The following is a 13696-nucleotide window of genomic DNA, read 5'->3' as shown; positions in this document are numbered from 1 at the left end:
TCTTGGCTTTTATTTCGCTGTAGCCTCTACAAAACTATTTTTTATTGCATTAATATTTTGTTGATATAATTGCAAAATTTGCTCAATTACCGCAACGGCTTCAAGTGGTAAACGCTCGATGGTTTTATCGTTGTTTTGTTGCTCTTGGGTCAAAACTCGTTTCTTTTCTGCTAATTCCAATAGCTGTTTTTCTTTTTCGCTATTACTTTCAATGATGGATTCAAGATCCTTCGTTTGGCGCGAAATTTCACCTTCTAGTTGGACGATACTTTCGCTGATTTGATTGTACATTTGCAAAGTTTGTAAAGTTTTGGGATTTTCATTATCCAAAAGTGTGCGCAACTCGTTTAGCTCATGTTGCTTTTGCCTCAACTTGTTTTGAGATACTGCAATTAACTCGCTACTTTCTTGTTTTTGATTCGAATACTCTTCAAACTCCTTATTCATCGATTCAAGGAACTTATCAACTTCATTGACCTGCTCTTTAAGTGTTACCTTTCGATTACCAGCCGCTTTTATAAGTTCAGCATACTGTTGAAACGTTGCAGTTATGCGAGTTCTTACTTGCGACTCAAGATTCTCTGAGAGGCTGTTTGAGCTAGCGTTTGACGCGTTACCAAATAGAAGGTTTTGCGCTTCCTTTGTACTGTTTTGCACGCCAGCTAAACTACCCAATATGTCCTCACCACTGGACACACCTGTGGCTAACTTTGCAGCACTACTCAAAAGATTAGTACCTATTTCTCGGTAGTTGTCGAGCATCTCACTGGGATCATTGTCGTAGCCTTTCAAATTCCAGTTACCAATATTGTCTTTTACAAAAACCATACTTGTTTTACCGTCTCCGCGCGCGAACGCCGTGTTAACCTTAGACCAGTTATTATCGTTAATAAGGCGCTCAATCATGCGTGTCCGGCTTTGCGTAGACCATTTTTTGTCTTTTCGTGGCGTGGCGTCGAGCCATTCGAAGAGGTTCAGATAGTCAGTACCTTCTGAGTCACGAAGATAAAAGCTGGTAGGCATAAGTTCATAGGCTTCTTCGCCTTCTTGTTGACGAATAATAGCATCGGCGCGAGCTGTCATTTCACTACCAAGTTCAGCAGCGATTATCGCCGCTCTCGCTATCTCGATACGGGCACGTCTTGAGTTAGGCAGTACGGCAATTTGCGTGGTCGCCCAATGTTCTGCCCCCTGTGATAGCAATTGCCCTAGGTTTGCCATTTTTGTGAGGCATTCTTGGGCTTTAGGGTCATGTTCATCGCTCGCATTTAATAAATGGCGGCGGCACTTAAGCATGGAACTACTAGAATCAAACTCCAAGGACTTATGCATGTAACCTAATACATTGGTGAGGTTGTGTTTTACGTCATACAACTGGGGGCATACTTGGTGCACTGCGTCCTCGTTTTTGCTGGGTATGACAAAACTATCGTGATAGTCAAATAAGTCTAGATCAAAAAGATCATCTAGATCTTGTTCGTGTGGTTGCTCATCATCGAGCTTGAGCAGTGAAAACCGCCTACTCTTTTCACGTGGTAATATTGTTTGAAGCATCATAGCAAAGTCCTGTGCATATTTTGCATTCATTGCTTTCTCAGATTGGTCATGAGTGTTATTTTTCAATTCCGAGAGTCTGTCAAAAGTCGGCGGGATGGTTAAATTACTATCTCTATCAAAAGTTGACGGCGAGCATGCTTTGAGGAGGTTTCCATCTATACCGTTTACTCTAGTGCCAAAACACCCTAGTCGACACTCACTGACGTGAATGGCTCGTATCATGTTTTCTATTACATGTGAGCTAAGGTTCAATGTGCCTATCAATTCCGACTTCTGTATGTCTAGTGTTTTGCTCAACGGGCCGTCGTATACTTCAACTTCAATGCGCATTGAACTTTCAGCATTGACTTTAACTACAAAGATTATTGAGTAACTAAGCATAAATGTTAGTAAAAGCGCCGTTTTGTTTTTGATGTTTAATCTACTCATTGCTGACCTTCCTCACATTCGATCGGCGTGACAGTATCACCTATTGCGCTGGAACTCAGTTGAGCCACCACTGATTTGCTAAGCTCACAGAGCGTTTTACCTTTTTCCTGTTCAGACGAGCTAAACAGCTTTACTTTATTCACATTTATAGTGTTCATCGCCTTATTTAAGCGCAACTCAGCTTGCACAATAGGTAAAAGGTTACCTTCGCTTTCATTGCTTGTTTGCGCATTAAGAACTTGCTGAGAGAGGGCTTTCAGCGTCTGGGTGATGGGTTTATTGTCGGCTGACATTGCCATGATTAATCGTTCATCCTGATTGAATGTGCGCCAGCCTTCCGGTCCTAAAATTTGAAAACCACGCCTTTCATTTATGTCGCAACTGATGGCCCTATTACTTGAAAGCAATTTAGTTAACTGCATATCACTCTTTCCATCGCTTAGTACAGGTGAACCTGAAGCAAGTGCGAGCTTTTTAGCCATCGCCGATTTTAAGGTTGAGAGTATTCCATAAAGCTGGCTGTTTGGCTGATAGTAAGCATCTGTTACTGCATTATTTATTGCGGTTTTAGTCACTTCTGCCAGTGCAGTTCGTATGGCGGTTTCATTTGCGATTGCAAGCATCCCGCTAAGGCTACTATCACCACTCTCAAAATCCACTGTTGATGGTTCAGGTAATTCTTTCGTGAAAGCCAAAAATTGTGGCTGTGTTGTAAATAAGTCATTTACATATTTCGTAAGCCGTTCCTGTATTTCCATTTTAAGATTTGCGTCCAGCATTTTATAGCTGACCTGATCAGGCTGTTGTGAATCAGCGATTACTTTTGTTTTAGTTTTGAATTCCGAAAAGATATTTCTTGCTCCATCTGATATATCTCTTACTTCAAAGTCCTCTACCTTTTCGATAAACAATTCGGATAGTTTGTTAGTAACTTTCACCGGTGTTCCGCTCAGTACTATTGTTGCAGAAGCAATATTACTGGCATTTGCTGTTTGACTGTAAACAGTGGCGAGTGCTTTGATATACTGACTTCGGATACTATTGTTTGAGAAATCAATATGCGGCCCTTTGAGTTGACCGATAAGGCTATTCCAATTAGCTACGCTATTATCCTTATCACTAAATAAGTTGTCTGGAATATTTGGAACGAGCTCCTGTTCAATCTTCTCAGCTAACTTGGCTTTAGTTACGCCAAGTAGCCAATCTAAACCTGCTGAGTAAAAAGCGTGATTAAGTTTTTCTTTGTTTTCTTTTTGCAAGCTTTCAAGCGCAATGTTAACCGACGTTTTAAATTTTGTTTTGACCTCATCATTAATCCCCCCTATGCTTTTTTTGTGAGTTTCAAATTCATTGTCAATTTTTAACAATAAAGCGTCATTTTCGGCAACTGAGCCTTCACTGAGAATAGTGCTATGTAGTTTCGAGCTGAGCGCATTTTTCGTGTCTATAGCGCCTTTATTTTCTCCAGCGAGTGTTAAAAACTCAGTTTTAAGCTTTGTGTAATCAACCCATGCTTGCTCTTTCGCAGCTTCATCTTGTGTCTCGTTTTCTGAAACAAATCGGTGCCGCCCGATGTTTTCATCGAAAATTACATTCGCCCCAAGCGGATCAATTTCCCAACTTTTAACAATACCCGATTCAAATTTTATCTTGTTTGCCCAAGTACTGGCCTTTCCAGTCATTTTAAATCGATACAGCCCACCAGATGACGGGTATTTACCAGCGTTATTGTTTACTTTATTTTGCGCACAGTAATCAAATACACGAAAATAGTAAGTAGTCTGAAAGGCAACGTTTTTATCTTGGTATCGCGGATCAGCACCTGTGCGAACGTGGTGTTCTGGTGAAATACTACAACCTATCAATGTTGTTGCTGTAAGAGCAGCCAACATAGATGAAAGCTTACGTACATGCGTTAGCATCGAATTCACTCCCTTGAAATTTATGATTAATACAAGCCCAATGCTTTTCTCAGCGCAGCTAAGTTTTCGTTTTTTTGTTGTGTGTTTTCAAGTGACCCTGTCCAATAGGAAGTATGAGTAAATCCATTCTTGACATTTTTGTAGTCGAGTTCGATTTCTTCGATTGGCGTACGGGAGATATCTGTAGGTGCCGTCATTACACCTAAGTCGTTGTCAAAGTGAATATAGCTAAAGTTTCGACCAACTGGACCTGAAATAAAATCTCCCTTGTAAAAACACTCGTGAGGCATGTAGATATTCGTCCATTTCACGGGAGCAAAAACAGCCCCATGATGCAAATATTCACCCTGGTCATCGCTGTAGTACCAGTTTCCCTTCTCGGTCACCGGTGGCGAGGTAGGACTTTCTCGGTCGAGTTTGCGTTTGACAAAATCTTGATTTGTACGAAACATCAACACATCCGCATAGGTGAGTGGACTGCCTACAGTAATAAAATCTGAGATTAACCAGTTGTTATTCGGGTCATTTGCCTTCAACTCATTAAACAAGTCACGCTGTAATTGCCAGTACTCCCTTTGAGACTGCTCATGAAACTCTTGGTTTTTTGCTTTTTGAGTTAGTTGATCGAGTAGCGATTTTGCATGTTTGCTCAAAGTTGTTGGTAAACGGCCTTCTGCATCACCTGTTTTGAATTTATTTGCGCGCGCCCAAAGGTGCGTTAGTAAGTCGTAAGCTACTATTGAGCCTAAGCTATGACCTACTAAAACTATGCGTTCGTAATCGCCAGTTTGGTGAATTCGTTCAATTAGCTCAACACCACCTTTTCGAATCTCTTGGCGAATTTTTATATTTATCGGTTTCGCCTCAACATAACGAGCGACGTCACCAAAGTAGTCAGTAAAAAACTTTTTCGCTACGCCCAAGAGAAACACCCATATCGCACTAAGTGCGGTTGAAAATAAGGTGAATAACCCGTATTCAAAACTCAATTCGTTCCACCAAGCAACAACTACTATTGCTCCCAGCACAACAAGTGACCAGAGTAGATAATAAAGCCTCATCAGGGACTTTGGATGATCTTTATAGCTTGAGGGCTTTCGAAACATTAGCGCAGCTAACCAACCCGTAAAATGCTCCCATTTTGTTCCGACCGTCTGATGCGCCCAATAATATTCGTAAAAGTCCACTCGTTGAGTAGGTGTGTTGCTTTTTTTATTCAGTGGTGTATTGGTTGTGATTCTTCGCTGCTCAAAAGAGGTGCTAACTGAACTAGGCTTGTTCCAAAAGTGAGGGTCTTTGAGATCAGGATCGCGTTTCCAGATATTACTTACAAATGATCGAATACTTTCCATTGGCCGTTGTTCACCCATTCCGTGAACTAAGACGACTGCCTGTTTTTTTTGTTTGCTAGGTGTGGTTGAGCGTTCCATTGGCATTCCTTTGCGTCACGTTCGAGCGCGCAGTACTTTCGTTTACCTCAGTGCCATGGGCTCTTAAACTTTCAAAATCTGAGTAAAGTCTAGATTTGCTATTTACAGGCGGCAAGCACTGCTTACTTTTTGAACTGTACAATATTTAAACACATGTGACAATAAAAACTCAAACTCTTGTCTTTGGCTTCTACTCCTTTTTCAATTGAAACCTAAATTTGCTCATTAATGTATAGGCGTCAAAGTTTCCTATTTCATAAAAGTTCTCAGCAAGCGTAAAGCCACTTGGTACTATCCGCAAAGTATGCACCGCTTCGACGACTGTATTGGCATAACCTAGAAAACCAGACAATGTGGTTCCAACGATATGGCTTAACAAGTTATTGCCCTCTAATACGACATAACTCTGCAAAGCGGGTTAATAGAAGCTCGGCTGCTATGTGCTGTTGGAGGGATATTCGACCACGGTAAGCAACATTGAAAGCAGTAAGTAACGTTTAAACTTTAAGTAGAAATTTGCAGTAGTAAACCAGCAGTTGTCGAAGATAAGGTGCTAGATAGGCGATTGCGGTTGCTATACCGAAAAGATACTGGGTAAGCAGAACTGCCTATTTTTATGATGTGCTACGATGCTTCTTTGTTCCTGTTTTTCTCACCACTCTTTTCTGCCACCATTTTCATTTGAAGTAACAAACCACCTCGAGTTATTACACTCGCCCCATTCAGCACAATGAGAGGCCATGCCACTGCAATTGGCATAGTTAGCGCGAACGCTAATGTGGTCACATCTTTAATTAAAATACTGCGAAATAGCGCGGGCGATAGCGCACCTATTACTTTGCTTCGCCTTACCACTATTATTTGATGAAGCGTGCCTTGTATAAGCAGCGCGGTCACAATCAGCATTAAGCTATTGGCCCCAAGCTTTGCCACACTGGGATAAGGTCGAAAGCCCATTGAGCATAAACCTATTACCATTGCAGTGGCGCAAAGGCCTAATATGAGCCCAGTGGGTATTGAGCGTCTGTCTTGCCAAAGTTGAAACAAAATAACTAGGATTAAAAGAAGCGCACCAAAGCGAGTCCACACCAGGTAATGGCTAAAAGGCTCTATGGCGATACCAAAAATAAAGTTGGCATAAAACGCAAAAAAGCTTGAAGCGAACTGGTTCGTCGACAAGCTTTGGGTAGAAGACTGATTGCTTTCGCGCAGCTTCTCGATATTAATAATTTGTTTCGCCAACCCGTACCAGGTCAGCAAAAAAGCGACTGCGCTTACAGTACCTAAGATATGGTACAACACATGGTTTTCCTCAGTCGCCTATCATTACCGTTATTCCACCGTAACCGATTTTGCCAAATTACGAGGCTGGTCCACATCGGTGCCCTTTATTAGCGCAACATAGTAAGAAAGCAGCTGTAAAGGCAGTGTGTAAATGATTGGGGCTATGGGGCTGTCGCAGTGAGGTACATTGATTACGCGCATCGACTCATCGCCCTCAAATGCCGCATCTTTATCGGCAAATACATACATAATACCGCCGCGGGCGCGCACTTCTTCTACGTTCGATTTAAGCTTTTCTAACAGCTCATTGTTTGGTGCAACAACAATTACCGGCATTTCGTCATCGATAAGCGCAAGCGGGCCGTGTTTTAACTCACCCGACGCATAGGCCTCGGCGTGAATATACGAAATTTCTTTAAGCTTTAACGCCCCTTCCATTGCAATAGGGTACTGGTCGCCGCGGCCTAAGAATAGGCTATGGTTTTTATCTGCAAATTCTTCTGCTAAGTCTTCAATGCCGTTGGTAATAGCCAGCGTTTCTTCTAATTTGGCAGGCAAGCTGTGAAGCGCAGCAACAATGCCGCTCTCATCACTTTCTAGCATGCCGTTTTCTTTACCTAAGGCGAGGGTTAACATTAAAAATGCCGTTAGCTGGGTGGTGAAAGCTTTAGTGGATGCCACGCCTATTTCTGCGCCTGCGCGGGTCATAAAGGCTAAGTCAGACTCACGGACTAGCGACGACCCAGGAACATTACAAATAGTCAGGCTCGACATATACCCCGACTCTTTCGCTAAACGCAGCGCTGCTAGGGTATCGGCAGTTTCGCCCGATTGAGAAATAGTAATAAGTAAACTATTTGGGTGTACTACAGACTTGCGATAGCGAAACTCTGACGCAATTTCTACATTACACGACACGTTAGCGTATTGTTCTAGCCAGTAGCGTGCAGTCATGCCAGCGTGATAACTCGTACCACAGGCAATAATTTGCACGTGCTTTACTTGCTTGAAAATAGCATCAGCGCCTTCGCCAAATACGTCAGGTGCTAACCCCGTTTCGGTAATGCGCTGCTGAAGGGCGTTTCGCACTACGGTGGGCTGCTCGTGAATTTCTTTAAGCATGTAGTGACGGTAACCGCCCTTATCACCCGCATCGTGCTCTATATTAGACTCTACAACTTCGCGCTCTACTGGCGCGCCATGCTTATCAAAAATATCTACCGTGCGGCGAGTAATTTCAGCAACATCACCTTCTTCTAGGAAAATAAAGCGGCGAGTAACCGGTAACAGGGCCATTTGATCAGAAGCGATGAAGTTTTCACCTAGGCCTAGCCCAATAACAAGAGGGCTTCCCGAGCGGGCGACTACTACGCGGCTAGGATCTTCTTTGTCCATGATAACCGTGCCGTATGCACCGTGAAATGTGTTTACCGCGCTTTGTACTGCATTTAATAAATTCTTACCCGACTTAAGTTCTTCATGAACTGTGTGTGCGATGGTTTCTGTGTCGGTATCACTGGTAAAGCGATAGCCCTTTTCGGTTAACTGATTGCGAAGGCTTACGTAGTTTTCGATAATGCCGTTATGTACAACGGCAACGCGCTCACTAGAAAAGTGAGGGTGAGCGTTCGCTTCTGTTACACCACCATGAGTAGCCCAGCGTGTGTGCGCTATACCTGTACTGCCTAGTGCTTCACTGTTAGCTACCGCATCGGCTAATTCTTGAACTTTACCAGTGCGGCGAATGCGCGTTAGGTTTCCATCGCTTTGCAATAATGCAACGCCTGCCGAATCATACCCGCGATACTCAAGGCGTTTTAGGCCTTCTAACAGAATTTCAACTACATTACGTTCGGCAACAGCGCCAACAATTCCACACATGCTTATTCTCCATTAAGCGTGGCGACGATTACCGTCACGCCCTTATTTTCAATATTCGTTTTATCAGAATCACTAATGGTGTCATCGGTGATTAACACAGAAATCTTGTTCCAGCCCAGCTCGAGGTTAGGCATTTTATGCAATAGTTTTTTTGCACTGGCCATTACCACCACTTTTGAAGCGGCATTGGCCATCGCGCGGGTGACTCCCGTTAATTCGTTAAAGGTGGTGGTGCCTCTTTCAACGTCAATACCAGCGGCGCCAATAAACGCAATATCAAAACTATAGGCACTAACGAGCTGTTCAGCCATAGCGCCTTGAAATGATTGAGACAACGCATCCCATGTACCACCAGCCATTAGCACCGTTGGCTCGGTATCGCACTGGGTTAAATAGTTGGCTGTGGACAGCGTATTTGTCATTACCACTAGGTCATCTAAAGTGGATAGATACGGTAAAATTGCGGAAGTAGTAGAGCCGCAGTCAATCACCAGCTTGCTACCTGGCGTGACTAAATTGGCGGCGCATTGTCCAATGGCGTTCGCAAGGTTGTTACTTGCCGATGGCATGATGTTCTGAGGAGCGGGGTTTAAAGGAGTGGTTTCAGTAAACGCAGGTGTTGAGGATGCCACAGAAGAAACCGCAGGCACAGCGCCGCCAAACTGCCTAATTAGCGCACCTTGTGCTGCTAATGCAGTTAAGTCTTTTCTGATAGTAACTTCAGACGCGTTAAATTGGCTAGCGAGCGTTTCTACACGTGTATGGCCATTGTCATTAACCCATTCCACTATGCGTTTGCGACGCTCATCAACCGAATGACTGCTCTTCAACTTGAACTACTTCTTTAACTACGGCGTTTCAGCTTTCACATTCGTATGCAGCTTTATTGGGGCATAGTTGGGGCATAGTTTATTTGCCATACCTTTAAAACAAACGGAATGTAAACATGAAAAACGCTTATAACTTTCAAAACGAAAGTTATAAATTACAATTTGAAAGAATCGTAAGGTATTATGAAAGCGCATTCAAGCACTTTGCTTAATTTAACAGCAACTTTCTTTCTTCTCGACTCGCTTTCAGTGCTGTTTCAATTATATTAATCACTTCAACAACGCTAGCTGCATCGGCAGGTGAGGCAGTGTCGCCTTTAATAGCAAGTGCTAGTTGTTCAAAAAAAGCCAGATACTCTCCGCGACGGGTTTCAATTACCTCTGCCATATCTTCATTTGAAAGTAGACCGTGCTCGCTTTCAGGCGTCACTGCCCAGCTTTCACTTGCAAGGCTCATATTCGCCCTTAACTGATTTTCTTGTGGGTCTAGGTGAAACTTTCGAAAGCTTGCTTTCGTTCCCTGTAAATCAAAGCGAAGTGTTGCCCCGCCTTGAAATGCTGAACTGCCAAGGTTCACAATCTTGTCGGCATAATGAAGAGTAAGGTCAAAGGTATCGTCTGACTGCCCGCCATCTCGCAGCGTTAACACGCTGGCCGATACCGCTGTAGGCTTGCCGAAAAGCTGAAGTGCTTGGTCGATTAGGTGTGGCCCTAAGTCCCAAAATATCCCGCTGCCAGGGCCTTTGTTTTCACGCCACCGATTACGTGGAGTAGGCCTAAAGCGGTCGAAGCGACTTTCAAAGCGCTTAATATCGCCAAGCTTACCTTGCTCAATAAGCTGCTTTAAGGTGAGAAAATCGCCGTCAAAACGCCGGTTGTGAAACACGCACAATTGTTTCTTTTTCGCATGCGCCACATCAACTAGGTGCTTCGCATCGGCTGCGCTTAGGGTAAAAGGTTTCTCTACTAATACATGGCTGTTGTGTTCAAGTGCGAGTAAAGACTGTGACGCATGCAGATGATTAGGCGTTGTTATTACCACTAAATCAAATTGCGTGCTGTTTAGTGCTTCTTCCAACGATGAATAAACCACAGCGCTAGGAAGCGCTGTTTTCACCTTATCCGGCTTTGAGGACACAACGCCCTGAACGACAAAATCAGAAAGGTGCTGAAGAAAGGGCAAGTGGAAAGTGGTGGCCGAAAAGCCAAACCCGACTAGTAGCGTGGTGATCATAGCAACTCCTAAAGCAATAAAGGGGGTCAGAACCGAATAAAATAGGCCAAAAACATGACTAACATTTTATAAGTAGGATTAATGCGGTTCTGACCCCCTTTTATTTTATTTTTTGGTGGGGCGTGGCCAGTTTGCTATGTTGCGTTGTTTGCCACGGGCCACTGCGAGGGCGCTGTCGTCAACGGCAGAGGTGATTACCGAGCCAGCGCCTACGGTTGCGTTATCTCCTACGTTTACTGGCGCTACAAGTGATGAGTTAGAGCCAATAAATGCGTTCTCACCAATAATGGTTTTCGATTTATTCACGCCATCGTAGTTACAAGTAATGGTGCCCGCACCAATATTGGCATTAGCGCCAACCTCGGCATCGCCAAGATAGGTAAGGTGGTTTGCTTTTGCACCTTCGCCTAGTACTGTCTTTTTCATTTCCACAAAGTTACCAACTTTGGCGTTTTTATGCATAACCGCACCAGGGCGAAGGCGCGCATAAGGCCCTACAACACAGGCTTCGCCCACAGTTGCCTGTTCAATGATAGAGTTGGCTTCGATAACAGCGTTATCTGCAATGTTGCAGTCGCGTAATATGCAGTTTGCGCCAATTGTCACGTTGTTACCTAGGGTTACATTGCCTTCAACAATCACATTTACGTCGATAACAACATCGTTTCCAGCTTCTAACGTGCCGCGCATATCAAAACGTGCTGGGTCTAACAGCGTAACACCGTCAGTCATCAGCTGCTGCGCCTGGCGAGCCTGCAAGGCGCGTTCAAGGTTAGACAGTTGAATGCGGTTGTTTACCCCTTCAACTTCTACCGCCGACGCTGGCTGAGCAGACTGGATACGCTTTCCTTCAGAGGCTGCCATAGCAATAACATCGGTAAGGTAATACTCGCCTTGGGCATTGTCGTTACTTAAATTGTGTAACCAACGCTTAAGATCAGCCCCAGACATCATCATCATGCCGGTATTAATCTCTTTGATAGCGCGCTGCGCATCAGTTGCATCTTTATGCTCAACAATTTGAGTAATGTTATCGTTTTCTCTAACAATTCGGCCCATACCTGTGGGGTCGTCTAATTCAACGGTAAGTAAGGCTAAATCACAGCCGGCTTTTACCGCTTTTAGCGCATCGAGTGTTTCTTCTCTAATCAGCGGGGCGTCGCCTACCAGTACCAAAACATCTTCATTATCTTTTATATGAGGGGCGGCTTGTTGAACTGCATGTCCGGTACCTAGCTGTTCAGACTGAAGGCACCAGTTTAAGTTGTCTTCAACAATGGTCTGTTGCAGCAAGTCACCGCCATGACCATAAACAAGGTGGATATTGTCAGCACCTAACGACTTCACCGTGTTGATAATACGCTGAACCATTGGAACGCCACCTACTTTATGCAGCACCTTTGGAAGCGAAGATTTCATGCGAGTACCTTTACCCGCTGCCAAAACAACCACTGAAAAAGCCATACAATCCCTTTATTGTGTAAACATAATTATCATCTGCACATAGTGTAACTAAGCATTGATGAGATGTCAGCGGATGAATGCGGCCTGTCACATTTTAAATACACCATCTACTTACCAATGTATTTGCGAGTTAGCCATTTAGTCTAATCTTGAGGTGAACATGCTAGTAGTTCATATTTGCAACAGGTATACTTTAAAGGCAAAATTTTAGTTCAGCCAGGCAAGGGAGCATGCGCAGTCTGTGAACACGTTTAGAACCTTACATAGAAGTATATTGATGCTTTTTGCAGTCGTTGTAATAGCGATTGTAACTTTAGTGCACTTTAGCATTTCGAAAATTGTCGCAGAGCAAAGCCGTGCCCAGCAGCAATCTCTCTCACCCGCTATATCGCTTATTGTGGAGCAACTTCTCAAACCTCTGCATATTTCTGACGCCCTTGGTCACTCAACTGAACTTGTAGACTTACTTAACCAAGATACAGTAGACAGCGATGCTGCATTCACTACCTTACAAAGGTTGGAAAAAGAGTTTGGTTTGTCATTTTTCATCGCCAGTGAGAAAGACAGAAAACAGTATAATGCTGACGGCACCATCATTAATTTAATTGAAGGTGAAGTAAGCTGGTATTTTAAGTATCGTGACTATCCCGCCGATGCGGTAGCTGACATTGGAAAGTGGGAAGACACTCACCTGTACATCGATATTAAAATTCACAATAAAGAAGATGAGTTTCTGGGCTTTTTTGGCGTTGGCAAAAGCTTGCGCAGCTTTATAGAAGTATTCGACTCTTACAAACAGGAATACGGCTACGACTTTTTATTCGTCGATAACGATGGCGACATTATGCTGTCTTCTGATCCGGCATTAGTTGCCACTTATTCCGATTTTACAAACCTGTCTGAATTACCTTGGTACGCCAACCTCCCCCTTTCAATTCAAAATGAGCAAGCGCTGAACAACAAATTAGTCACAATTAATGAAAAAGACTTCTTAATTGCAGAGGTAAAGCTGAATCAATTTGGCTGGACGGTGTTCTTGCTAAGCCCGCTTGAAGACAGGCAGGCTGAAATCTCACAAGCCTTTATCTTTAGCGTAGTCACACTGCTGGTGGTTGTATTTTCTCTTTTCTTACTGATATATAACTTACTGTATTATTTTAGAAAAGATATGCAGCCAGATCTGATAGTTCGCCAAACAAACCGGCTTCCTGAGAAGGATAGCATGCAGCTTATTTATAAGAGCCTATTGCAAGAACACAACTCACTTAGCGTGGTGGTGGTAAACATTGACGAAATGACCACCATTGTCGATGCACACGGTCGCAACACAGGTGACGATATTTTAGATAAAGTAGCGGCTTACTTATCAGAGAAGCTGCGAGGTCAGGACGTTTTAGGGCGCTGGAATAGTGACGAGTTTATTATCTTGTTACCGCAAACAGGCCCTCATGTTGCCTTAGAACTGGTGCAAAACCTTCGTCATGGCGTGGCAACTCTGCCCCCACTTGCCGAATTCCCAGATATACAGATTACCGCGTCGTTTGGTATTTCTTACACCGCCTCATCAAGACCGTTGCAAGAAGTTACCGCCAATGCGGAAGACGCGCTGTATCAGGCTAAACGAGATGGTGGCAACTTGGTGCGTATGCAGCTAATCGACTAGGG

At 43.7% G+C, this 13696-nt stretch carries 9 protein-coding genes; 1 reads left to right on the top strand and 8 read right to left on the bottom strand.

The genetic code is table 11. From position 1 onward, the window contains the following. Positions 1–9: 9 nt before the first annotated feature. The 8 genes from O9X84_RS03770 to glmU form a co-directional block, all read right to left on the bottom strand. Positions 10–1986 (bottom strand): hypothetical protein, encoded by a 1977-nt coding sequence (locus tag O9X84_RS03770; RefSeq protein ID WP_269518226.1) that lies wholly within the window; start codon positions 1984–1986, stop codon positions 10–12. After that, complete coding sequence (locus O9X84_RS03765; RefSeq protein ID WP_269518225.1) at positions 1983–3908, bottom strand: hypothetical protein; 1926 nt, start codon at positions 3906–3908, stop codon at positions 1983–1985. Before O9X84_RS03765 ends, O9X84_RS03770 begins: the two co-directional genes overlap by 4 nt. A 26-nt stretch (positions 3909–3934) precedes the next feature. Then, on the bottom strand, positions 3935–5338 hold the full coding sequence (locus O9X84_RS03760) for a hypothetical protein (protein ID WP_269518224.1): 1404 nt from the start codon (positions 5336–5338) through the stop codon (positions 3935–3937). Between the two features lie 624 nt (positions 5339–5962). Beyond that, the gene (locus O9X84_RS03755) at positions 5963–6640 is read right to left on the bottom strand and encodes a hypothetical protein (protein ID WP_269518223.1); all 678 of its coding nucleotides are present in this window, start codon (positions 6638–6640) and stop codon (positions 5963–5965) included. Between the two features lie 30 nt (positions 6641–6670). Then, a complete protein-coding gene (glmS, locus tag O9X84_RS03750; protein ID WP_269518222.1) occupies positions 6671–8503 on the bottom strand; it encodes a glutamine--fructose-6-phosphate transaminase (isomerizing) in 1833 nt (610 codons plus the stop codon). A 2-nt stretch (positions 8504–8505) separates the two neighbouring features. Next, on the bottom strand, positions 8506–9333 hold the full coding sequence (locus tag O9X84_RS03745; protein WP_269518221.1) for a DeoR/GlpR family DNA-binding transcription regulator: 828 nt from the start codon (positions 9331–9333) through the stop codon (positions 8506–8508). A gap of 208 nt (positions 9334–9541) precedes the next feature. Further along, positions 9542–10567 (bottom strand): Gfo/Idh/MocA family oxidoreductase, encoded by a 1026-nt coding sequence (locus O9X84_RS03740; RefSeq protein ID WP_269518220.1) that lies wholly within the window; start codon positions 10565–10567, stop codon positions 9542–9544. A 105-nt stretch (positions 10568–10672) separates the two neighbouring features. Continuing rightward, entirely contained in the window at positions 10673–12031 is a 1359-nt protein-coding gene (glmU, locus tag O9X84_RS03735; RefSeq protein ID WP_269518219.1) for a bifunctional UDP-N-acetylglucosamine diphosphorylase/glucosamine-1-phosphate N-acetyltransferase GlmU, read from the bottom strand. 277 nt (positions 12032–12308) lie between these two features. Between glmU and O9X84_RS03730 the strand changes: the two genes are divergently transcribed. Next, positions 12309–13694, top strand: coding sequence for a sensor domain-containing diguanylate cyclase (locus O9X84_RS03730; protein ID WP_269518218.1), 1386 nt, complete (start codon positions 12309–12311; stop codon positions 13692–13694). Positions 13695–13696 lie beyond the last annotated feature (2 nt).

The organism is Alteromonas sp. BMJM2 (genome assembly GCF_027257845.1).
Lineage (GTDB): Bacteria > Pseudomonadota > Gammaproteobacteria > Enterobacterales > Alteromonadaceae > Alteromonas.
The sequence above is the reverse complement of the archived record's forward strand: the minus strand, read 5'-3'. Positions and strand labels throughout refer to the sequence as shown.